Consider the following 23,028-nt stretch of genomic DNA (forward strand, 5'->3'; position numbering starts at 1 on the left):
GGCGGAGATGGTTGCCTGGGGCGCAGGCTTTCGTTCAGGAGGTCACGTCGGCAGGGTTTGGCCAGACTGCTCTTTGACCAGATAGTCGGCGTACCATTCTGGCCACGCCTCGTCGTGCTTGCCGCCGTCGCGCTTCTCATGCTCGCCATGGGCGGCCGCGGCCCTGCGCAGCGCCTCTGCGAGGTCGCCCGCGGATGTGAACGCTGCACCTTTGGTGTCGATGCGACCAGGAAGTCTCGCCGTGACTTCCTGTAGGAGCCAGCCGTTTCCGTCCGGGTCGGAGAAGGAGGCGAAAGAACCGTAGCTCGACCGGGAGGGATGTGGTCCTGGCAGCCGCTGGTCGGCACCCTTGTGATGGAAGACGCCGCCGGCGTCGTGAAAGACGCCGCTCATCTCGGCGCCGCGGGAGGCAAGAGCCGCGTGCGCCATCTCGATGTCGGTAACGACCAAGTGGAGGCCTTGAGCGGAACCGGGTGAGGCGGCCGCCACATTCGATCCGAAAATCATGGAGCAAGGCGATCCTGGAGGGGTCACCTGCACGACGCGAAAACCGTCCTTGCCAGAGACGTCGGCGTCGAGCCTCCAGCCAAGGCCGGTGTAGAAGGACTTGGCGCGATCGACGTCGGACACGGGAATGACGACGACTTCGAGCTTCATGTCGATGTGATCCGCGCGCGCGGATTTGGTTGGGGTGGGTTCTTGGATAGCCATCTCGATCTCCCTGTTAATCGCGGTCACTTTCACCGCGATCGGCACGATGCGCCGTCGCTGTCCCCGATGTCCATTGTCCCAAGGTGTCGATGCGTCGAGCAACGTCGGTAACCGATCCATTGGTATCGCCGATACCTTCGAACAATATCCTCGCCAGCCCTGCCGGACGATCCCTAAGACGCATTCCAACCATTCAGTTTCAACGGAGGACGTCATGTCAGCAAGAGTAGAAACGAGAACCGCACTATCGACGACGCGGCGCCAACTGCTTGCAGTCACAGCCGCGACCGCCGCACTCAGCATTCTCCCCAAGCCCGTCAGGGCGGCGACGGAGGGCGATGCTATCCGCCCCTTCAAGTGCGCAATCCCGCAGGAGGAGGTCGATGAGCTGCGCCGCCGTGTCCGTGCGACACGTTGGCCTGGCAAGGAGACGGTTTCCGACCGTTCGCAAGGCGCGCAGCTTCAAAAGCTAAAGCCGCTCGTGGAGTACTGGGGCAAGGAATACGACTGGCGGCGCGGCGAGAAGAAGCTAAACGCGCATACGCAGTTCATGACCAGGATCGACGGCCTCGACATTCACTTCATTCACGTCAAGTCCAAGCACGCGGACGCCCTGCCGCTGATCATGACGCACGGCTGGCCTGGATCGGTGCTCGAACTCGTCAAGACGATCGGGCCGCTCACCGATCCGACCGCGCACGGCGGCGCCGCGGAGGACGCCTTCCACGTCGTCATACCGTCGATGCCCGGCTACGGCTTCTCGGAAGTCCCAAGCGAAACCGGATGGGGCCCGGACCGCATCGGGCGGGCGTGGCACGTGCTGATGAAGCGGCTCGGCTACGACCGTTATGTGTCGCAGGGCGGGGACTGGGGCGCTGTCGTATCCGACAAGATGGCGGCGCAGGCACCGGACGGACTGCTCGGCATTCACACGAACATGCCGGCGACCGTTCCGCCCGACATTGCAAAGGCGCTCGCCGATGGCGAACCCGCGCCGGCCGGGCTTTCCGAAGACGAGAAGGCCGCCTACGAGCAGATGAACGCGCTGTACACGAAGGGCGCGGGCTACGCTTTGATGATGGTCACGCGGCCGCAGACGCTGGGCTATGCGTTGACCGATTCACCGGTCGGTCTCGCCGCCTGGTACTACGACAAGTTCGCCGACTGGACCTATAGCGGCGGCGATCCGGAGAAGTCGCTGAGCAAGGACGAGATGCTCGACGACATCTCTCTCTACTGGTTCACCGGGACGGCCACGTCTGGCGCGCGGCTCTACTGGGAGAACAACGCCAACAACTTCAACGCCGTCGACATCAAGATTCCGGCCGCGATCACCGTCTTTCCCGGCGAGATCTACCAGGCGCCGAAAAGCTGGGCCGAGAAGGCGTACCACAACCTCATCTACTACAGCAAAGTCGACAAGGGCGGGCACTTCGCCGCCTGGGAGCAACCGGAGCTTTTCGCATCGGAGCTGCGTGCGGCGTTCAGAACGCTTCGCTGACAAGCATTCCGAATTCACCTCAATCAAGGAGAACCACAATGACAAACTTTCCAAGAGGCACTGCGCTGATCACCGGTGGATCGTCGGGTATCGGCGCGCTCTACGCCGACAGGCTAGCCCGCCGCGGCTACGACCTGATACTGGTGGCGCGCAGCCAGGATGCGCTCGCCCGGATCAGCAAGGATATCGCAAGTTCGACCGGTCGGAACGTAAAGACCGTCCGGGCCGACCTTGGCCAACGGGACGACCTGCTGAAGGTTGAAGGAATCCTTCGGAGCGACCCGTCGATCACCATACTCGTCAACAATGCCGGGGTCGGCGCGGTCGAACCGTTGCTCATGTCCGACGTCGAGGCGATGGAAAAAATGATTGCGATCAACGTGACGGCTCTGACTCGTCTCGTCTATGCCGTCGCGCCGTCCTTCGTCGCACGTGAGCACGGCACGATCGTCAACATGGCCTCCGCGTTGGGCGTGGCCCCCGAAATCCTCAACGGGGTCTACGGCGCAACGAAGGCGTTCGTCATCGCTTTGACGTTCTCTCTGCAGAAGGAGCTGGCGGAAAAGAACATCCGGATTCAGGCCGTACTTCCCGGCGCGGTGGAGACGCCTTTCTGGGAGGCATCGGGCGGCTCGCTCGACCGCCTGCCCGACCAGATCGTCATGAAGGCCGAAGATGCGGTCGATGCTGCACTCGCCGGTCTCGACATGGGCGAACTGATGACCCTTCCTTCGGTACCCAACATCGACGACTGGAACGCATACGAGGCGGCTCGTCAGAAGCTGATGCCGAACCTTTCTCGCAACGTTCCTGCCCCGCGCTACCGGACGCCGGCGCTAGCGTCCTGACACCGGTACGACAACACTCAAGAAGCGAGGCAGAGATGTCCGACTGGGATCTTTTGAACCGGTTTCCGCGCGTACGCCTGGTGAACGGACCGACGCCGATCCAGCGGCTGGATCGTCTGGAGCAAGTGCTCGGCGAGAGCCGACGAGGCGTCTCGATCTGGGCGAAGAGAGACGATCTGATGGAACTCGGGGGCGGGGGCAACAAGCTCCGCAAGCTTGAATTCCTCATCGGCCACGCCCGGTCGAAAGGCTGCGATACCCTCGTCGTAACCGGCGGCGTGCAGTCAAATTTCGCCCGTCTGGCCGCGGCCGCCTGCGCCAGAACCGGACTGGCATGCGAGGTCGTTCTGACTCAAATGGTGCCCCGCGGGACCGAGATCTACCAGGCCAACGGCAACGTCTTGTTGGACCGGGTCTTTGGCGCCCGCGTCCACCTCCTCGGCACCGGCGACGATGCGAGCGCGTTCGCCACGGCCCGCGCGTCGGAGATCGCCGCGGCCGGAGGGAAGGCTTTCGTGGGCACGCTTGGCGGTTCGACGCCGGTCGGAGCTCTGGGCTACGTCGACTGCGCATTCGAAATCGCAGCGCAATCGACTGAGATCGGCATCGCGTTCGACCACGTCGTCATCCCGAACGGTAGTGGCGGCATGCACGCCGGTCTGGCCGTGGGAGATGCCCTGGTCGGAAAAAATCCTTCCAGGATCAGAGCATACACCGTGCTCTCGCCAGCGGAGACATGCGTCGCCGCGACGGTGGAGAAGGTCAATGCGGTCTTCGACCTCCTCGGGAAGAAGGACCGAATTCGAGCTGAGGAGCTGGCGATAGACGGCGCGAAGCTCGGTGGCGGCTACGGCGTGCCGACGTGCGAAATGATTGAAGCGATCAGGCTCGTCGGCCGCTCTGAAGGCCTGCTTCTGGATCCCGTCTACGGAGGGAAAGCCTTTGCCGGCCTGCTGTCCGATATCGAAAACGAAGTCATCGCGCCAGGATCGAACGTCCTGTTCGTCATGACAGGAGGTTCTCCTGGGCTTTATGCCTATGCAGACGCCCTGAGTAGCGACTGATCCTCTCCCAGAGGGTCATTATCATCAACCCGACATAAAATTAGGAATGCCATGCCTACGAAACCTAAGATCGCCATCATCATCGGCTCCACCCGACCGACCCGTTTCGCCGACAAGCCCGCACAGTGGATACTGAAGCAGGCTCAGGCCCGCGACGACATCGACGTCGAAATCGTCGATCTGCGTGACCATCCCCTGCCGTTCTTCGACGAGGTGGCGTCGAACGCCTACGCACCCAGCCAGAGTGCCGAAGCCGTTCGTTGGCAGCACACCGTCGCCCGCTACGACGGGTACATCTTCGTTGTCGCGGAATACAATCGCTCGATCACCGGCGTGCTGAAGAACGCCCTCGACCAGTCCTATGTGGAATGGGCGCGCAAGCCGTTCACTGCGATCGCCTACGGCACCGCGGGCGGGTCGCGCGCACTTGAGCATCTTCGCGGAATCGGCGTCGAGCTGCAGATGGTTTCCACGCATGCGGCCGTTCATATCGGCGGCAGCGACTTCTTCACCGTTTTCTCGATGGGCGGCAACAAGCCGATCGAAGAGATCGAAGCAAACCTCCTGCCATCGGCGAAGACTGCGCTGGACGAGCTGGTCTGGTGGGCGAAGGCCACGATGGCTGCGAAGGCTTCAGAGGTCTAACCTCTGCAAGACAAGGAGCGGGGGCGTGAGCCGCCCCCCTCCAGTTTTTATCTTCTACGCGCGAGGGGCGGCCTTAACATCCTTGAGTGGGGCTGGAAGCAGGCCGACCGGAAAGTCCTGGTAGGAGACTGGGCGCAGGAAACGATAGATCGCCAATGTGCCGACCGACGTCGATCTTCCGTCCGACGTCGCCGGATAAGGTCCGCCATGGACCATCGCCGGGGAGACTTCGACGCCCGTCCCGAAGCCGTTGACGAGGAGCCGGCCGGCGAGAAGTTCCAACTGCGGGATCATCTGCGAGGCCGCATCGACGTCCTTGGCATCCACGTGTAGCGCGATCGTCAACTGTCCTTCCAAGGATTCGACCACTTTACGGAGGTCGTCGTCGTCGTGGCAACGAACGATCAGCCCCGCCGCGCCGAACACCTCTTCCTGGAGCTCTGGATTGGCGAGAAAGTCAGCCGCCGTCGTCTCGAAAAGCGCGGCAGACGCTTGATGAGCCGTTCCGTTTTTCCCCGCAGAGACCTGCGAGACGGGCGGTGAAGACGACAGCCTTGCCACGCCCTTTCGATACGCCTCGCAGATGCCGCCTGTCAGCATGGTCTGAGCCGGCGCTTCGGCCAACGCCGCCGCTGCGCTCTCGATGAAAGCGTCGAGGCCCGCTCCCTCGATGGCGATGATCAAACCAGGATTCGTGCAGAATTGACCGGCGCCGAGGGTCAGCGAAGCCGCGAACGATCTCCCGATTTCCGCGCCCCGGCCCAGCAGTGCGTTTGGATAGAGGATTACGGGGTTGATGCTGCTCATTTCGGCGTAGACGGGTATCGGCTGCTTCCGCTCCGACGCGATCTTCATCAACGCGGTGCCGCCGCGGCGCGAGCCGGTGAAGCCAACTGCGCGTACCCGGTGGTCGGCGACCAGGGTCTGGCCGACCTCGAAGCCTGCGTCGAACAACAGCGCGAAAGTCCCCGACGGGAGCCCGCATGCAGCGACGGCGTCGACGACGGCCTTGCCAACCAGTGCAGAGGTTCCGGGATGGGCGGAGTGCGCCTTGACGATCACCGGACAGCCGGCCGCGAGGGCGGAGGCAGTGTCGCCGCCAGCGACGGAAAAGGCTAGGGGGAAGTTCGACGCCCCGAACACTACGACCGGTCCGAGAGCGATGTTGCGGAGCCGAAGATCAGGCTTCGCCACCGGCTTGCGGTCGGCGTCGGCGGGATCGAAACGCAGTTCCTGGAAAACGCCGTCGCGGACTTCCTTGGCGAAGAGCCGAAGCTGTCCGACCGTTCGGGCGCGCTCTCCTTCGATGCGGCCGCGCGGCAGTCCCGTCTCGTCGATTGCTCGCAGGACGAGTTCGTCCCCGATGGCCAGAATTCCTTCCGCGATCGCTTCCAGGAAGCGGGCCCGATCCTCGAGCGATGTTTCCTTGTAGACCGGGAAGGCGTCCCAAGCCAAAGACGCGGCTTGCTCGACCTGCTCCCTGGTCGCGCCCGCAAAGCTCGGCTCCATGGAGCTGCCGCTGGCTGGGTTGATCGCGGAGAATGTCGCGGCCGCGCCGCGCATGCTCGCGCCGCCGATGAGGAGGTCGCCGGAGAGTGTCATCGTGGATCCTTTCGAAACGAAGAGCCGATACTGTCCTCCACTCATGTGGGAGGCTCGACGCTAACCGTTGGCAGTTGGCTTTGACCTCAAATAGGCGTCGACGCGAGGCCTGCCAACCCTCGACATGCAAATAGTATTACTTTTCAAATGGAGCTGCATCCGGCAAGCTTGATGCCCCCCGAATGCAAGTAGCCCGTAAAATGGCTGCCTACGCCTCCTGGGTGAGGGCGATCGCCGCCACGGTTTCCTTGGTGTCGATGATGGCGCTGGCATAGCTGGGCAGATTGACCTCCAGTGCCGCATGCATCATTTCCGGCGAATAGTCGGCGACCGCATCCTTAACGACGGTCACGTCGTAGCCAAGTTCGGCGGCGTACCGGACGGTTGCTTCGATGCAGGTGTGGGCCACCAATCCGATCACGATGACACGCTGGATGCCATGCCGCTTCAGCTCGAGATCGAGATCGGTGTTGGCAAAGCCGCTCGAGCACCAATGCTCGGATGCGACGACCTCGCCGGCCACGGGCACGAACTCGGCTCTAAACTCACCGCCCCACGTGCCGAACTCGAAGCTCTTGCGGTGCCAGGCCGCACGCTGGATCGGCGCCACATACTTCCAATTCTCGTAGTCTCCGGCCCGATAGCGATGATGCATCGCGAAAAAGACCCGGAGCTTGGCTTCGCGGGCGGCGGTTAGCACTTCGAGCATGTGCGGCACGCAGTTGTTCGCCTCGGCGACCTCCTTGATCCGGGGCCAGATCTTGCCGCCCTCCGAGATGAAGTCGTTGTAGGGGTCAACCACCAGCAGGCCAGTGTTATTCCGATCAAAGGAAAGTTCTGTCATGATGTTTTCCTTCGGCTCAAGCCGCTTTCGTGGCCGAATTCTTCAGGGCCGCGCGCTCAATGCTCGCCGCGAACAGCGGCGTCTCGCCCTTGTTGTGAGCAATCGACATCGGCTGTCGCTGCGTGCGGAAGAGTTCGAACGGGATGCCCTGGCGATCAAGGAAGGCCATCATCTCGTCGGTCGCGTAGGATTGGACGCGGTTGGTGAATTCGCAGCGGTTCGCATCGAGCTTCTTCACACTCAGTTCCCAGGTGACGTGGATGGTGACCCGGCCGTTCGGCGTAAAGACGTCGGAATCGGAGTCGAGGATGAGATGATCCTTTTCGCCGAGTGTTTCGTGGTAATGCTGGACCATCAGACTGCCGCCGATTGTCTCGACATTTATCGACATCCGCGTGCCGTCGTCCGCTGTCGTGAAGCCCGCTGCGATGTGGGCAGGCGAGCATCCCTGGTATTCCTCTTCCGGCAGGTTAAAACACCATGTCGGAATATCGATCGTCTCGATCGGGGCGTTGATGATGGCCGAAAAGCTGGAATCGACGATCTGGTTTTCAAGGCTGTGCATGAGACTTCTCCTTTGTGGTTGAGTGCGTTGAAGGACGTTGATGCCCGCGCGACCTGCCGAGTCCTTGCGCGGGCACCGCCTCGGCCTACTCGTCGGCCAGAGTTTGCGTGTAGTGTCCGAGCCTGGCCTCGATGTCCGGGTCCTTCTGCAGGCCCATGTCCATCAGGCGTCCGATGTTCTTCTGCGCCGCCGGACGCTGGACCGACGTAATGAAGGCGTCCCAGCCTGCGGCGATCTCGGGGTCGCTCGGAAGGCTCGCGAAGTCGACCAGGCGTTTGGTGTCGGCGATCGCCTGGCGATCAAAGCCAGAGATCCGGGTAGCGAGAGCGTCGACGAACGGATCGAGCTTGTCGTCGTCGAAGGCGCGATTAACGTATCCGTACTTCTCAGCGAGATCGCCATTGATGTCGTCGGAGCCAAGCAGGACCTCCAGCGCTCGACCGCGCCCCATCAGCCGCGGTAGCCGCGCCATCGGGCCGCCGCCGGGGACGAGTGCCGCGCCGACCTCCCACTGAGAGAGAATTGCTTTCTGACGGCTCGCGAAGCGCATGTCGCTGGCGAGAGCAAGCTCGCTTCCGACCCCCGTCGCGCGGCCGCGGATCAGCGCGATCGAGACGACTGGCGACTTGCTGATACGGACCAGCATGTCGGGCAGGGGGTGCAAACCGGTCGGGCCAGAAGGGAGGCTGGTGGATTCGGCGAGAGGCGGCGTAAAGTTGTAGTGGGTGAGGAAGAACCCCGGCACAGCGCTGTCGAAGACGACGACTCGAAGATTAGGATCGCTCTCGATTTCGGCCACCACTTTCTCCATCTGAGGGATCGTCTCCGGTCCGAAGATGTTGAAGGGCGGGTTGTCGAAGGTGACGCGCCAGTAGGCGGGCGTCCGCTTATCCACCTTGATCTGTGCATGTTCCCGACCTGGGTCGGCCTTGACCTCTGCAGCACGATCCACTTTCTCGGCGACCTTCGTCTGACCGGAAAGGGCGAGCGCTGGAAGCAGCAGTAGCGCCGCGGCGGTAAGGGCTTTCGACGACATCGCGATGGCGCTTGTCCTGGTTGGTTGTCTGACCTTCATGGTTGGCTCCGTTCTTGAGTTTGTGAGACGAATGCTGGCCCGATCTCGAAGACCAGTTCGACCTCGACGGGCATTCCAAGCGGTATGCTGGAAACGCCGAGGACGACACGGGGAGGGAGCCGGGCGGGACCGAACACATCGAGCAACAGCTCTGACGCTCCATCGGCGACTTTGGGGTGTTCATGGAAATCGGCGGGGCAGGCGATGTAAACTCCCAGCTTGGCGACCGATCGGATCCTGTCCAGCGTTCCTAGCTGCGACTGCGCGGCGGCTAGACCACTAAGGCAGGCCGCCCGCGCCGCGTCGTAGCCTTCGGCGACGGACAGCTCGCGGCCGACGAGGCCCGTATAGAGTGGCAAATGTCCGGCGACCGGTAGCATGCCGCTTAGGAAAAGCAGCGAGCCGCTTTGGAACGCTTCGACATACGCGCCGAATGGCGTGGGCGCCTTCGGGAGGCATATCGCCAGTTCCTTGATGCGCGCCTCAGCGCTCGCGACTACCATTTGCCCAGATGTGCGCCGTTGTCGACGTGCAGCACCTCCCCGGTGATGTTGGAGGATTCCGTCAGATAGACGACGCCGTCGACGATCTCCTGAACCGCCGTGATAGTCCCCATCGGCGACAAGGATTCGAGGAAGGACCGCGGGTTTTTCGCATGGAGAGGAGTGTCGACCACCCCCGGAGACAGGGCGTTGACGCGGATGTTGTCCTTGGCGAACTCCAGCGCCAGGCTCTTGGTGACGGCGTTGAGGCCGCCCTTGGTGACCATTGGAAGCGACGCGGTCACGCCGGCAATCGGATGGTCCGTCAGCGACGACGTGATCGTCACGACGCTCCCGCCGGACTTCTGGCGCAGCATTTGTCCGATCGCGCGCTGCGTGAAATGGAGGAATCCCTCGACGTTCGTCGCGCACAGGCGCCGGAAATCGTCGATGGTGTATTCGAGGAACGGTTTGGTGAAGAACACTCCGGCATTGTTCACGAGTGCGTCGATCGAGCCGAACTGCTCAATCGCTGCCGCCGCCGCCCGCTCGGCGGTTTTCGGATCCGCGACGTCGCCGCTGATCAGTTCCAATCGCCCCGCACGGTCGAAAAGCGTGCTCTCGCTGATGTTCCGAGAGGTTCCGACGACGTTCCAGCCCTTGTCCAGGAACGTCTTGACGAGTCCGGCTCCGATCCCTTGCGACGCGCCCGTGATGATAACAGTCTTATGCACGCTCATGCCTGCCTCCGTTGTGGCGACGCGGGTACCCTTCGTCCGCCAGGTGGCGGTCGGTCGCTTTGTTCCTCGTGTGATGCGTTGATCCAGCCATCGGCCGGGAGCTTCCCGGCGGTCGCGCCGTCGTCCGCTCTGCCACGACAATCGCGCCGAAAATCGGGCCCCGATATTGTACCAAGGTGTTCCCGATACCTTCGGATTGGGTCGCTCTTCAGGACACCAAGGTCCAATAGACGCGGGTCAGTGGCCGGAGGTATCAGCGTTGCAACGTCACGCATGACAAGGAGTCCACATGACCCGCTGGCCGGATCGCCGAATTCTCGACCTGTTTGGAATCGAGCTTCCCATCATCCAGGCGCCGATGGCCGGAGCCACGACGGTCGAAATGGTCGTCGCCGCGGCCAAGGCCGGCGGTCTGGGATCTCTCCCAAGCGCTCAGTTAAACGTCGAGGGGCTGCGTCAGGCCCTCCATGAGATCCGCGGCGCTACCCACGCGCCTGTGAACGTGAACTTCTTCTCACATGTTTCCCCCGCCGAAGATGTGGCAGCGCAGATGCGATGGAGAGCCCTGCTCGCGCCCTACTTCGTAGACGCAGGACTTGACCCCGCCGCGCCGATCGCCGCGGCGGGCCGTGCACCATTCGACTCTTCGTTTTGCGAGGTGGTCGAGGAGTTGAAACCGGAGGTCGTGAGCTTTCATTTCGGGCTGCCCGAAAAGTCACTGGTGCAGCGTGTGAAGGCGACAGGCGCGAAGATCATATCATCCGCCACGACCGTGGCCGAGGCCGTCTGGCTCGAAAAAAACGGCGTCGACGCGGTCATCGCCATGGGTTTCGAGGCCGGCGGACATCGCGGGAATTTTTTGAGCCAGGACATGACGACACAGGTTGGAATCATGGCGCTCCTGCCCCAGGTGGTCGACGCGGTGCGGGTGCCGGTCATCGCCGCCGGCGGGATCGCCGACGGGAGAGGTGTCGCCGCCGCCCTGATGCTCGGAGCTTCCGCCGTCCAGGTCGGGACAGCCTACCTGTTCTGCCCTGAGGCGAGGATTCCCGCAGTTCAGGCAGAGGCGCTGGCTTCGGCCCGAGACGACAGCACCGCGATAACGAACGTTTTTACCGGCCGTCCAGCGAGAGGCATCGTAAACCGTCTGATGCGCGATTTAGGTCCAATCTCAGATGCCGTGCCCGCATTTCCAACTGCCGGAGGAGCTCTCGTTCCCATCAGAGCAAAAGCCGAGGCGGAGTCGAGGAACGATTTTACGAACCTCTGGTCGGGGCAGGCCTCCCGTCTTGCTTTGAAAGTTGGTGCCGAGGAATTGACGCGAGAGCTCTACCAATCCGCGTTGGACGTTATCGCACGCCGCAGTCCTACCTGACGGCATCCCGCAGATCCTTCCGGATCCCGGCAGACAGCCTGCCGCAGACTGACGGTTCACGCAGACCTCGACCAATCTACCTGAAGGGGAGCAGCCGTCGCGCGAATTCGTGGCGACATATCTCCAATCGAACAAAGGACAGCGTCATGTCTAAACACAGCCCCAGCCCATATGTGGTCGTGCTCGCGGGATCGGCGTCCCTCGCCATCGCCATGGGCGTCGGTCGGTTCGCATTCACTCCAATTCTGCCGATGATGCTACACGACGGCGTCGTTGATCTTTCGCGAGCCGGAGGACTCGCGACTGCCAACTACGTCGGCTACCTGGTCGGTGCATTGGCAGCGATGGCAGTACCCAAGAGGTGGGACCATACCTTCGTCATACGCCTGACACTGGTGGCCACGGTTCTGCTTACGGCTCTGATGTCAGTGCCCTATGCCGAGGCCTGGGTCGCTCTTCGGTTCTTGGCGGGCGTCGCTTCGGCGATCGGATTCGTCTTCACCTCCGGTTGGTGTCTCGCCCAGCTTTCGGGAACCGGCAGCTCGATAGGAAGCGCCATATTCACGGGACCCGGCGCAGGCATCGCCGTGTCCGGGCTGGCCGCCAGCGGGATGACCATTCTCGGGCTGTCCGGCCACACCGCCTGGCTGATATTCGCCGCGATCTCCGCCACGATCAGCGGGATCATCTGGAAGACCTTCGGCGAGAGCGCGAAGCCATCCGACGCCTATTCGGTGGGGGCGCCGACGCGCGCCTCCGGCAAGGTGCCGAAATCGGAAATGCCTCTATTTGCGATCGCATACGGGCTGGCCGGCTTCGGCTACATCGTCACGGCGACCTATCTTCCGGTGATCGCGAAGAACAGCATTCCTGGTTCACCCTTGCTCACCGTCTTCTGGCCGCTTTTCGGGGTCGCGGCAGTCGTCGGATCGCTGCTGGCGGCGCGCGTTCCGCATAGCGCCGACGTGCGGCTCCATCTGATTGCCGCATACCTCGTGCAGGCGGTCGGGGTGGGGCTGTCGGTTATCTGGCAGGACGCTTTCGGCCTTGCACTCATCAGCGTTCTCGTAGGCCTGCCGTTCACTGCGATCAGCTTCTTCGCCATGAACGAAGTTAGGCGGATCAGATCGAGCCACCACGCGCGTTACATGGGACTGCTGACGGCGGTGTTCGCGATCGGACAGATCATGGGGCCGCCTGCCGTAGGAGTGATCATGAGGCATGTGGTGAACGTAGACGCCTGGTTCGATCTCGCGCTTGCCGTCGCCAGCATCGCGCTCGTAGTCGGCGCCGCGATCTATGTTGCGATGATCCTGCTGTTTCCAAGCGAGCGGAATGCGAGGACCGCAGGGCGCTCGGTCCGTCCCACTTGAAAATCACGCGCTTCTATCTTCTCCGATGCGATCGTCGCGTATCTCCAAATTTATGCTCGACACCATCGTACAATAGAAGGGTTGGTATCGATTGCGCATGCTGCCCTGACGTAGAGACGGGTAAACCAAGTTGGCCAGTACGAGGAGAGCTACATGCTTTCCAAGAGTGCGTCAGCCACCTTTGAGGAAGTACGGAGAAAATCAATGGACCGGCATCTCACAGAAGTTAACGGCGGCGAGACGGCGCAGGACGATGGAACCGCCTTGGATGCTTTGATACAATTCTATCGAGCCTTTAACGCTGGCGATCTCAAAGGGCTGGAACAGGTCTGGCTCGGCGGCTCGGATCCCAGCATGGACAATCCGATCGGCGGCATCCGCCGCGGTTGGGACCAGATCGCCGACGGGTATTCAAAGCTCTTCAAGGGAAAAACGAAGGTTCAGGTGACCTTCCACGACTTTACGAGCCAGGGCGGCGACGAGTGGCACCTGTTCGTCGGCCGCGAACGCGGAGTATGTCAGACGGCGACAGAGACGCTTGATGTCGCCTTCCGGACGACCCGGTGGTTTGTACGCAAGGACGGCGGTTGGCGACAGCTTCACCATCATGGGTCCGTCGAAGATCCGCAGATGCTGGCTGCCTATCGGAAACTGATCTTCGGTTGAAGAGATGGTGCGCCGGCAAACGTCGGCGCTCCGCGCGACGCGTACCCGCTAGTCGCGAAGCTGTCCACGCACCAAAGGCGCGACGTCGGTTCCCAGCAGCTCGATCGAACGACGCATCGCTTCCGCGTCGAGCGCGGCGGTGCTCATCTGAAAGGTGATGCGAGCAATTCCTCCCAACGTTCTGTTAACATGGGATATCTTGGCAGCCACCGTCTGGGGGCTGCCGACGAGGAACGCGCCACCCGGCCCGCACATATGCTCGAACTGAGCCTGCGTCGGCGGCGGCCAGCCGCGCTCTCTTCCGGCGTCCGTGAACATTTGGAACCAGCCGGGGAAAAACGCTTTCTTTGCGGCCACGTCGGTCTCTCCGACAAAGCCAAGAGCGTGGACGCCTATCCGCTGGTTTTCAGCGGGATGCCCGGCGACGAGCCATGCTCGACGATAGAGCTCGACCAGGGGCAGAAAGCGCTCGAAGCTCCCTCCGATGATGGCCACCATCAGCGGGAGGCCGAGAGTCCCTGCGCGGACGAAGGATTCGGGCGTGCCGCCAGCGCCAAGCCAGATTGGCAATTTGGGCTGATGCGGACGAGGGAAGACACCCTCGCCATTCATCGCAGGACGAAACCGGCCCTGCCACTTGATGTTGGGCTGCTCCCTGATCTTGAGCAGTAGGTCCAGCTTTTCCGCAAACAGCGCATCGTAGTCCCTCAGGTCGAAGCCAAACAGGGGATAGGCCTCCACGGAAGAGCCACGACCGACCACGATCTCCGCTCGTCCGCGGGATATCAGGTCCAGCGTTGCGAACTCCTGGAAAAGCCGGACGGGATCGGAGGCGCTAAGGACGGCGACGGCGCTCGTCAGCCTTATCGACTTGGTGCGCGCCGCCGCTGCGGCAAGTATCACGGCGGGCGCGGAATCAAGCGCGTTTTCCCTGTGGTGTTCGCCCATTCCGAAGACGTCCAGACCGACCTGGTCCGCCAGCTCCACCTCGGAAAGTACGCTCTCCATTCGATCGACGGCCGACTGCAGGCGACCCGTGTCAGAGTCGGGCAGGAGCATCGCAAAACTATCGATACCGATTTCCAAAGTTGAATCCTTTCAAGGAGCTCGCACCCGGAGCCACGGCGTTCTGACGCCTTCCCGGCGGAAGCGCTTCCCATCTCACGACTAGGCGATGCCTCGCCAGTGTGGTTTTTCGGATGGAGATCATCGATTTTTTCGATAATTGAGCGCGTCGGGACCCCGGTTGCTCACGCCCAGGAATCGACATCTCTTACCGCCTTGGCGAACGCCTCGGGCGCCTCCTGCGGCAAATTGTGGCCGATCCCGCCCGCCGCGAGACGGTGTTCGTATTTCGCCTTGAACTTTGCGGCGTAGGCGTTGGGATCCGGATGAGGCGCTCCGTTGGCGTCGCCCTCCATCGTGATCGTCGGCACATGGATCTCGGGACCGGCCGCAAGCCTGGTCTCGAATTCGTCGAACCGTTTTTCACCTTCCGTCAGGCCCAGCCGCCAGCGGTAGTTATGAACGACGATCGAGACGTGATCGGGATTGGTAAATGCTTCTGCACTCCGATCGAAGGTCGTGTCGTCGAACTTCCACTGCGGCGAGGCGAGACGCCAGATCAGCTTGGCGAAGTCGTTCGTATATTTTTCATAGCCGTCGCGACCGCGGTCCGTGGCGAAGTAGAACTGATACCACCACTGAACCTCCGCGGCTGGGGGCAGGGGCGCCTTTCCAGCAGCTTGGTTCCCTATGAGATAGCCGCTGACGGATACTAAACCCCTGCATCGTTCTGGCCAGAGCGCTGCGACGATGTCGGCGGTCCGCGCACCCCAGTCGAACCCGGCGACCGTCGCCTTTTCAATCTTCAAGGCGTCCATCAGCTTGAGGGCGTCGACAGCAAGCGCCGACTGTTGGCCGTTCCGCATAGTGTCATCGGACAGGAATCTAGTGCTGCCGTATCCGCGCAGATGCGGCACGATCACACGATGACCACGCTCCGCGAGCAAAGGCGCCACCTCGGCGAAGGCGTTGATGTCGTAGGGCCAGCCGTGGAACAGCATAACGGGCGAGCCGTCTTCAGGACCGAGCTCGGCGTATCCGACATTCAGGTCTCCGGCGTCGATACGCTTGTCGGCAACCAGGCCCATACCCTTGTGCCGTACCGGCCCTTTGATCTGCTCGGCACCTTCGACGCGCCCTGCGAGGATTCCTGCGGCCGTCAGCCCGAGTGCCACTCCGCCAAAGGAGCGGCGTGTCCAGGTCGCGTTGTTTGAGTTGCTCATGGCTGTGTCTCCAAAGATCGCTTGTTGAATGCCTGCCGCACGACAGGCCCTTGCGAGTCCATTTCAGACAGGTGGCAGAAACGCGCTACTGTCCAATGGTGTCGGGTCAGCTACGGCTCGTGCTTAAACATGGAGGCGCTGCGGCGCCTCAGAACGCCGAAAGTTCGTTCGCGACGGAGCCTGACGCGGGGCCGAGCCTTGCGGCCATATACAAAAGGTCAGGAAGTGTTCTCGCGTTCATCTTTCTCATTAGCCGGCCACGATGAGCTTTGACGGTGATCTCGCTAATGTTCAACTTGAAGGCCACCTGCTTGTTCAGCAAGCCTTCCACCACGAACTTCATGACTTGCCGTTCTCGCGGTGTCAGCGTGAGAAAATAGGCTTCCAAACGGTTCGCCTCGTTGAACGCACGAATAGATGCGTTTACCTCCTCCGCAATTACGGCGGGATCATCCTGCTTGGGGAGGAAGGTCACCCGGAATCTGGTTGTGGCAACAGACGTGGCCGGACTGCCGCTAGGGGTGACGACGATGATTGGGCAGTGCACGGCGTAAGAACAAATCAATCGCGCTAGATCTGAAACCGGCAGATCGGCCATGCTTGCGTCAACAAGGATGCAGTTGAAGCGTCCAGATTGGGCACCGCTGAGCAAGTCGTGCGCTGAGGTGAACCGTTGTAGTCGCCGGCCCATGCCCGAAATATGTAGATGCAAATTGGGATCGAATTCGGTCCCGTTATCCAATACGGCGACCAAAGCATCGCTGTAGAGTGTTGTCGCCATTGTCGAGAGATCAGTCGGTTTTTTTGTGGGGAACATGCCATTCGTCCTCATCGATCGTGCACGCGACGTGCTGCGGCTGGGAGATTGTTATGAATGCTTCACGCTGCTCGTAATGAAGGTGCTCCGCGATTTTTAAACCGGCACGCATGCGTTCGCGACTTAAGTGGTGTGAGAGATCCTGAAAAAAGCTGAAGTATTCCCTTACCAGTTGTTGAAGTGCCCTTGGCGCAATCTGCCCCTCTGTGATTTTATCGATGCGGTTGAACCAGATAGATTCGGGTCGCTTTGGGACAGATTGAGATAGGCCTCTTCGAGCACTCCGGATGGGAGCTTGATCTCGAAAAGCGAGAGCTGCGTGCGATGGGCGCTCCGGTACCGCTCGGCAGTCGCGCGTTCGAAATCCTCGAAACACTTGCAGTTTCTTCGGGTAGGATCGTTACGAAAGACGAGCTGATGAAGCGCGTCTGGCCTGGAATGGTCGTCGAGGACAACACCCTCCAGGTTCATATCTCTGCAATAAGGCGCGCGCTTGGAAAGGACCGAGACTTGCTGCGTACCGTGTCCGGTCGCGGATATCGACTACTCGGCGAGTGGACGGAACCCGAAAAGCGGTTTGCCGATCCGACGTCCGCCACGCTCGTGCGGTCGAGCGAACGAGAGGATTTTGTTACTAACATCCCCTCGGCAGCGTCCGAGCTGATCGGCCGTCAGGCTGCAATTTCTCATATCGTGACGCTCATGTCGGCCTATCGAATTGTAACCCTGACGGGACCCGGTGGGATAGGGAAAACCGTGCTCGCGTCCGAAGTCGCCCGCCGCCTGCAGCCGACGATCGATGGGGATGCATTTTTTGTGGAGCTGGTTTCCCTCTCGGATCCAAATCTTGTTCCCACTACACTTGCACAGGCTCTCGATCTGCGCCTTCAAGGCGACGACGTCTCTGCCGAGCTCGTTGCGCGGGCAATTGGTAACCGGAAAATGTTGCTTCTAATCGACAATTGCGAACATGTTGTCGATGCAGCTGCCGAGATGGTCGAGGCGATGCTGCGCGCCTGCCCGAACGTTTCGGTTCTCGCAACGAGTCGGGAACTTCTCAGGATCGAGGGGGAGTTTACATATCGTGTTCCCCCGCTTGATGTGCCCGCGAACGAAAAGGTTGGTGATCCGTTAACGCACAGTGCGGTTCAGTTGTTTGTCGCCCGAACGAGGGCGTTGCAGTCCGACTTTACGACGAGCAGGGACAGGGTCTCGATTATCGCGGGTATTTGCCGGCATCTGGATGGAATTCCCCTGGCCATAGAGTTCGCCGCCGCCCGTGCTGCCACGTTGGGGCTTCAACAGATCGCCGGCCGATTGGATGACCGTTTCGTTCTTCTGACCGGCGGACGCCGTACTGCCTTGCCTCGACACCGCACGCTTCGGGCCGCGCTCGATTGGAGCTATGAACTATTGCCCGAAGGAGAGCGTCGCCTTCTGCACAGTCTCTCCGTATATCCCGCAGGGTTTACCTTGGAGGCCGCGATGGCCGCCAGCGGGGAGGACGAGGAAGAGACCGCACTCGGGCTCTCGAACCTCGTCACGAAATCGTTGGTGACCTTCGACGGAACGGAGGCAGCCCCGCGGTGGCGTCTTCTGGAGACGGTGCGGGTCTATTCGCTGGAAAAGCTTGGAGGGGGCACCGACTATCGAATGACGATGAGGCGGACCACGGCCTTCTTCCATTCGTTATTTCAGCCATTTTCGAGTGAAGACTCGCTGCAGTCGGCAATCGATGGTCTGGGGCCGTATCGCCGAGAGATCGATAATCTCCGAGCCGCTTTGACTTGGGCGCTTTCTCCAGAGGGCGATGGAAAGCTCGGAGCAGGCCTCGCCGCAATTGCCTCCGATTTCTGGACCGCGACCTCGCTCGTGTCCGAGTCAGGCGAATGGGCTAAAAAGGCGCTCTCCTGCCTCGAAGGAGAGGAGGGGGGACGTACGGAACTGGTCCTACAGTGCGCCCTGGGCTTCGCGATGATTTATACGCAGGGTATGAGCGAGCAAGGTAGAGCGGTGCTCGCACGCGCCCTAACACTCGCTGAAACGTTGGATGACCAGGACTACCGGCAACGCGTTACTTGCGCCCTCTGGCTTTTTAGCGCTCGATCGGTGGAGTTGGATGATGCGCTTGTTTACGCGCAAGAATACGGGAAAGGCGCTGGCGGAGGCGATGCGAGGTCACGCGCCACGGCAGCTTGGCTGTCGGGCATCCCGCAGACCTATCAGGCTCACCACGTGGAAGCTCATGACCGACTTGATTGGGCGGCGAGGAATTCGCCGCCCAACAATCGTCGTACGGATATGCTCAGGCTCGGGGCGGACATTCGGACGTCCTCAATGGCTCATGACACCGTCAACTTGATCTCGTTGGGCCGATTGGAGGTGGCTTCTCAAGCATCCGAAGACTCAGTCGATGAAGCCCGTGCAACCAAGCAACCATTCGTATTTTGCGTCGCGTTGGCCTGGGCGTCCGCCTTCGTGTCACTCAGTCTGGACAACGAAGCGCGAGCACGACACTGGGGCGAAGAACTCACTGCACATGCACTACAGCATGGTCTAAAACCGTTCTACGCAGTTGGCATATGCGTCCGAGGCAGCCTGGCGTCGCGTTCAGGCTCGCCCGCGGAGGGGATCGACGCTCTTCAAGCCGGCATTCGAGACATGCAAGAATCCTCGTATCTACTGTTCTATCCGTTTTTCATGTGTGAACTCGCAGCCGCGTTGCAGGCGGCCGGACGTCTGGACGAGGCGCTCTTGGAGATCGACAGAGCACAGAAATTTTCAGTGGAAAAAAGCTACCGCTGGATAATGCCCGAACTTCTACGAAAGAAAGGCGAGATCATCGCAGCACAAGGTGCGAACGAGAGCTTAGCCGTAGACCTCTTTCGGGAGGCTGGCCTAAGAGCATCCGCTCAAGGCGGTTTGTATTGGGAACTTACAGCGGGCATGAGCTACGCGGAATATCTGGCCAGCCGCGGTGATCTTCGAGCGGCACAAGAAATCCTTCGTCCCGTCTACGAGCGGTTCCGCGAAGGACTGTCTACCCCTCGACTTTTGCAGGCGAAGAGGTTGCTCGGCGCGAAGCAATGAGCTTCGTAGATCTTTGACTGATGCTTCGACGCGGCTTCGAAACTGCACGGCCACGTTGTTGCCCGCTCGCTGACGAAGCCTAGGAATACGAAAGTATTGGCAATACCTATGTGCAACAGCTTCCCTCTCTGCTGGTTGCCATAGTGGGCTCCTAGCCAGGCCGTTTGTCGGCGGGTGTCAGGAGAACACTATGTCTCACAGGTACCGCAAGCCGTCGGGCAGTATCTTCCCAGGCGTCGCAATCTTATTCGCAATGGCAGCTCTGGTTGGCGCCCTGGTGTCGATACAGCGGCCAGCGGCTCCGATCCGCGTCTGGGTACCTGCCCAGTCCGGTGAATCCCGTTTAGGCGGGGCAAAATCGCTCTCTACGTGCTCACCAGTGTGGGCCGGCTGCAATCCGTCGAATCCTGTATAACCTATAGTATCAAGGGCGCCGATATGATGAAGCTGCATTACAGCATGTGCGGGGCAGTGCTAAGCTCGGAGCACGTGTCCATGATGCGTGGTCTGCTCAAGGAGCATTGCGAGAACCGACAGTACGATAGACAAAGCGCCGAAGCCGAGGATGCGGCGAGGGGCCTTCTTTGGTGGTACCAGAACGGAGTGACCGAGCAAGAGAGGCTCAGGCACCTACTCGCGATCAGCGTGGTTCGCGGGTCTTGAGGCAGACCTACATGACAAACTGACGCCTCTAGCCGTCTCGGTGTTTGTCAATCTGCGAGTTTCACCCTGACTGGCACTCCCTTGTAGGACGGCGTACCGGACTGGCGATCGAAGTGTCGGAGCGAGATGACGACGTTCATCTCTGGATAGTAGCCCGCGATGGAACCCTTCGGAATGTCGTAGGCTACCGCCGTGAAACCGCTAACGAGATGGTTTTCATCAACCTCGCCAATGAGCCCTCGGACCTCGATGCGATCGCCGTCCTTAAGGCCTCGACCCGCGAGATCTTCCGCATTCATAAAAACCACGTCGCGCCGACCGAATACGCCGCGATAACGATCGTCCAATCCGTAGATGGTGGTGTTATATTGATCGTGACTTCGAATAGTCGTCAGCATCAAGGCGCCTTCGCTCTCGGCGGGCGTATCCTCGGAGAGACCGGGAGACGGGAGGAACTTCGCCTTTCGCTCAGGCGTGTTCCACCGGCGAAATGAAGCAGCGACGTCAAGTCTAAAGCCGCCCGGTTTGCGCACGCGAGTATTGAATTCGTAGAAGTCGGGAAACACCTCCTCGATCTTGTCGCGGATGTGGTCGTAGTCCGCTACCATGCCCTCCCAGTCTATGCCATATCGGTCACCAAGCGTAGCTCTTGCAATCCCTCCGATGATTGCCGGCTCGGATCGGACAAGTTCGCCAGGTGGGTGAAGAAACCCTCGCGAAGCGTGAACCATGGACATCGAATCCTCGACAGTGACCGCCTGGCGGCCGGATGCCTGGATATCGAGGTCCGTCCGTCCTAGACACGGCAGAACGAGAGTGGTCTTCGCGGTCAGCAGATGGGAACGGTTGAGCTTCGTTGCGATATGGACGGCCAGATCGAGGTTCCGCATTCCCGAAAATGTGGCCCCGGAATCGGACATCGCGACCGCGAGGTTGCCGCCAAGACAGATCATGGCCTTCGCTCGGCCATCGATGGCGGCCTCAACGGCCTCGATCCCGTTGTGACCTTTGTCGCTCGGAGGGCGAAAACCAAAGGCGCGTTCCATGCCATCGAGTAGCGCCTTGTTGGGAATTTCGGTTATTCCTACCGTCCGATCTCCTTGAACATTGGAGTGGCCTCGGATGGGCGCGATTCCCGCACCCTCTCGACCAATGTTTCCTCGCAGCATCAGGAGGTTCGCGATGTGCTGGACGTTGTACGTGCCCTTGGCGTGCTGTGTGATGCCCATGCCATAACAGACAATTACGTTCCTCGCGTTCGCGTAGACGTCGGCAGCGCTCTCGATGGCCTGCCGGGTTAGGCCACTGATCGCGACTATCTCTTGCCAACTGGTCGCATCGATATCGGCACGTAGGATGTCGAAGCCAGAGGTATGTTCTTTGATGAAGGGCCGATCAAGTATGCCAATGCCGCCTGCAGCGAGACTTGCCGCGTCGCGTTCGAGCACCGCCTTCATCATACCTTTCAAAACGGCCAAATCCCCGCCGACACGGACTTGGTGGTAGGCCGAAGCGATCGGCGTTGAGGACATGGTGACCATCTCTACCGGATCTTGAGGCGCGGCGAACCGCTCAAGCGCGCGCTCCTTCAAGGGGTTGAAGACGATGATTGGAACGCCTCGGCGCGCCGCCTCATGCAATGTCGTCATCATGCGCGGATGGTTCGTGCCCGGATTGTGCCCAAAGCTGAAGATCGCGTCCGCATGATCGAAGTCTTCGAGCGTGACGGTTCCCTTGCCGACGCCGATGGATTTCGGAAGCCCCACGCTGGTGGCTTCGTGACACATGTTTGAACAGTCGGGAAAATTGTTGGTGCCATAGGCGCGGACGAATAGCTGATAGAGGAACGCTGCTTCGTTCGAGGCACGGCCGGAGGTGTAGAACTCGGCCTGGTCCGGATCGTCGAGCTTGTTCAACTCGGCTGCGATCAGCGCAAATGCCGCATCCCACGCGATCTGTTCGAAGTGATCGGTGCCTTGGTCGTACCACAACGGCAGAGTCAGGCGGCCGGCGTCTTCGAGCTCATGATCCGTCCACGTCCAAAGCTCGGACCGGCTATGCTGCCTGAAGAACTCGGCGTCGGTTCGCTTCGCGGTGGATTCCCACGTAATCGCCTTGGCGCCGTTTTCGCAGAATTCGAATGACGACGTGTGCTTGGGGTCGGGCCATGCGCAGCCTGGGCAGTCGAATCCCTCCGGCTGGTTGGCCTTGAGTAGAGTTTTGCTGCCTTGCGCGACGATCTGCTGGTGGGCCAGCGTCTTCACGACGGCCTTAAGCGCGTCCCAGCCGCCAGCCGGGTGGTCGTAACGTTCGATTCCATCCGGACGTTTGTTCTTCATGACAGTTCCTTCATCGCTGGTGGCATTTGTCTGATAGATATTGGTCGCCAGATCCGCGTGAGCGCACGCGACGCCTGCTTGGGAAGTTCGACTTCAAACAAAGGCCGTCTCCGGGCGGGTGGAGACGGCCTTGGCGGAGCCTTGGAGGATCCGCGCGCTCCAACAGAGGGGAGGAGTGCTGGAGCGCTGTGCTCCTGAGAGCTTCTCGCCCTGGAGGGGTGGGGCGATGAGTAAAGCTAACTCGTTCACGCAGCCCGCATAAGTGCACTTTGGTATTGGACGTTCGCTGCCTCAAGCGACGGTCGTGAATGCTCGGACAGCTTTACGAGGGACGTTGCTC

At 60.9% G+C, this 23,028-nt stretch carries 19 protein-coding genes; 8 read left to right on the forward strand and 11 right to left on the reverse strand.

Going from position 1 to position 23,028, the window contains the following annotated elements; all coding sequences use genetic code 11:
• Positions 1-42: 42 nt before the first annotated feature.
• Positions 43-711: a VOC family protein gene (locus tag AC25BC_RS29135; RefSeq protein WP_017996549.1), complete on the reverse strand. Its 669-nt coding sequence runs from the start codon at positions 709-711 to the stop codon at positions 43-45.
• Between the two features lie 214 nt (positions 712-925).
• Here AC25BC_RS29135 and AC25BC_RS29140 point away from each other — a divergent pair, with 214 nt between their 5' ends.
• Genes AC25BC_RS29140 through AC25BC_RS29155 form a run of 4 tightly spaced genes read left to right on the forward strand, consistent with a single transcriptional unit; the run spans position 926 to position 4,769 of the window.
• Positions 926-2,212: an epoxide hydrolase family protein gene (locus AC25BC_RS29140; protein WP_128438599.1), complete on the forward strand. Its 1,287-nt coding sequence runs from the start codon at positions 926-928 to the stop codon at positions 2,210-2,212.
• A 38-nt stretch (positions 2,213-2,250) separates the two neighbouring features.
• A complete protein-coding gene (locus AC25BC_RS29145; RefSeq protein ID WP_128438600.1) occupies positions 2,251-3,060 on the forward strand; it encodes an SDR family NAD(P)-dependent oxidoreductase in 810 nt (269 codons plus the stop codon).
• Positions 3,061-3,095: 35 nt separating this feature from the next.
• Entirely contained in the window at positions 3,096-4,124 is a 1,029-nt protein-coding gene (locus AC25BC_RS29150; protein WP_128407878.1) for a D-cysteine desulfhydrase family protein, read from the forward strand.
• Between the two features lie 51 nt (positions 4,125-4,175).
• Positions 4,176-4,769: an NADPH-dependent FMN reductase gene (locus AC25BC_RS29155; protein ID WP_017996547.1), complete on the forward strand. Its 594-nt coding sequence runs from the start codon at positions 4,176-4,178 to the stop codon at positions 4,767-4,769.
• A gap of 54 nt (positions 4,770-4,823) precedes the next feature.
• Here AC25BC_RS29155 and AC25BC_RS29160 read toward each other — a convergent pair whose 3' ends face one another.
• The 6 genes from AC25BC_RS29160 to AC25BC_RS29185 all read right to left on the reverse strand — a co-directional run bounded on the left by AC25BC_RS29160 (position 4,824) and on the right by AC25BC_RS29185 (position 10,077).
• On the reverse strand, positions 4,824-6,371 hold the full coding sequence (locus AC25BC_RS29160; protein ID WP_012763361.1) for an aldehyde dehydrogenase (NADP(+)): 1,548 nt from the start codon (positions 6,369-6,371) through the stop codon (positions 4,824-4,826).
• Between the two features lie 208 nt (positions 6,372-6,579).
• Entirely contained in the window at positions 6,580-7,215 is a 636-nt protein-coding gene (locus tag AC25BC_RS29165; protein WP_012763360.1) for a cysteine hydrolase family protein, read from the reverse strand.
• Between the two features lie 16 nt (positions 7,216-7,231).
• A complete protein-coding gene (locus AC25BC_RS29170; protein WP_012763359.1) occupies positions 7,232-7,780 on the reverse strand; it encodes a hypothetical protein in 549 nt (182 codons plus the stop codon).
• Positions 7,781-7,865: 85 nt separating this feature from the next.
• Complete coding sequence (locus tag AC25BC_RS29175; RefSeq protein WP_017996546.1) at positions 7,866-8,855, reverse strand: enoyl-CoA hydratase/isomerase family protein; 990 nt, start codon at positions 8,853-8,855, stop codon at positions 7,866-7,868.
• Positions 8,852-9,358, reverse strand: coding sequence for a RidA family protein (locus tag AC25BC_RS29180; protein WP_128438601.1), 507 nt, complete (start codon positions 9,356-9,358; stop codon positions 8,852-8,854). The genes AC25BC_RS29175 and AC25BC_RS29180 overlap by 4 nt, the downstream gene beginning before the upstream one ends.
• Complete coding sequence (locus AC25BC_RS29185; protein WP_012763356.1) at positions 9,352-10,077, reverse strand: SDR family NAD(P)-dependent oxidoreductase; 726 nt, start codon at positions 10,075-10,077, stop codon at positions 9,352-9,354. Before AC25BC_RS29185 ends, AC25BC_RS29180 begins: the two co-directional genes overlap by 7 nt.
• 289 nt (positions 10,078-10,366) lie before the next feature.
• Between AC25BC_RS29185 and AC25BC_RS29190 the strand changes: the two genes are divergently transcribed.
• The 3 genes from AC25BC_RS29190 to AC25BC_RS29200 all read left to right on the forward strand — a co-directional run bounded on the left by AC25BC_RS29190 (position 10,367) and on the right by AC25BC_RS29200 (position 13,491).
• Complete coding sequence (locus tag AC25BC_RS29190; RefSeq protein ID WP_017996544.1) at positions 10,367-11,452, forward strand: NAD(P)H-dependent flavin oxidoreductase; 1,086 nt, start codon at positions 10,367-10,369, stop codon at positions 11,450-11,452.
• A gap of 146 nt (positions 11,453-11,598) precedes the next feature.
• Positions 11,599-12,825, forward strand: a complete 1,227-nt coding sequence (locus AC25BC_RS29195; protein ID WP_128438602.1) for a YbfB/YjiJ family MFS transporter — start codon at positions 11,599-11,601, stop codon at positions 12,823-12,825.
• Positions 12,826-13,029: 204 nt separating this feature from the next.
• Complete coding sequence (locus tag AC25BC_RS29200) at positions 13,030-13,491, forward strand: YybH family protein (protein ID WP_012763353.1); 462 nt, start codon at positions 13,030-13,032, stop codon at positions 13,489-13,491.
• A 48-nt stretch (positions 13,492-13,539) separates the two neighbouring features.
• Here the strand turns inward: AC25BC_RS29200 and AC25BC_RS29205 are convergent, their stop codons facing one another.
• The 3 genes from AC25BC_RS29205 to AC25BC_RS29215 all read right to left on the reverse strand — a co-directional run bounded on the left by AC25BC_RS29205 (position 13,540) and on the right by AC25BC_RS29215 (position 16,596).
• Positions 13,540-14,577 (reverse strand): LLM class flavin-dependent oxidoreductase, encoded by a 1,038-nt coding sequence (locus tag AC25BC_RS29205; protein ID WP_128438603.1) that lies wholly within the window; start codon positions 14,575-14,577, stop codon positions 13,540-13,542.
• A 164-nt stretch (positions 14,578-14,741) separates the two neighbouring features.
• A complete protein-coding gene (locus AC25BC_RS29210) occupies positions 14,742-15,779 on the reverse strand; it encodes an alpha/beta fold hydrolase (RefSeq protein WP_012763351.1) in 1,038 nt (345 codons plus the stop codon).
• Positions 15,780-15,927: 148 nt separating this feature from the next.
• Complete coding sequence (locus tag AC25BC_RS29215) at positions 15,928-16,596, reverse strand: response regulator transcription factor (RefSeq protein ID WP_017996539.1); 669 nt, start codon at positions 16,594-16,596, stop codon at positions 15,928-15,930.
• 249 nt (positions 16,597-16,845) lie between these two features.
• On the opposite strand from AC25BC_RS29215, the gene AC25BC_RS29220 reads away from it, so the two are divergent.
• Positions 16,846-19,686, forward strand: a complete 2,841-nt coding sequence (locus AC25BC_RS29220) for an ATP-binding protein (RefSeq protein WP_017996537.1) — start codon at positions 16,846-16,848, stop codon at positions 19,684-19,686.
• A gap of 710 nt (positions 19,687-20,396) precedes the next feature.
• Here AC25BC_RS29220 and AC25BC_RS29225 read toward each other — a convergent pair.
• Positions 20,397-22,688 carry an FdhF/YdeP family oxidoreductase gene (locus tag AC25BC_RS29225; protein ID WP_128438605.1) on the reverse strand — a complete coding sequence of 764 codons (2,292 nt, stop codon included), beginning with the start codon at positions 22,686-22,688 and terminating at the stop codon, positions 20,397-20,399.
• Positions 22,689-23,028: the final 340 nt, after the last annotated feature.

The sequence above is a fragment of the Rhizobium sp. WSM409 genome (assembly GCF_057653825.1).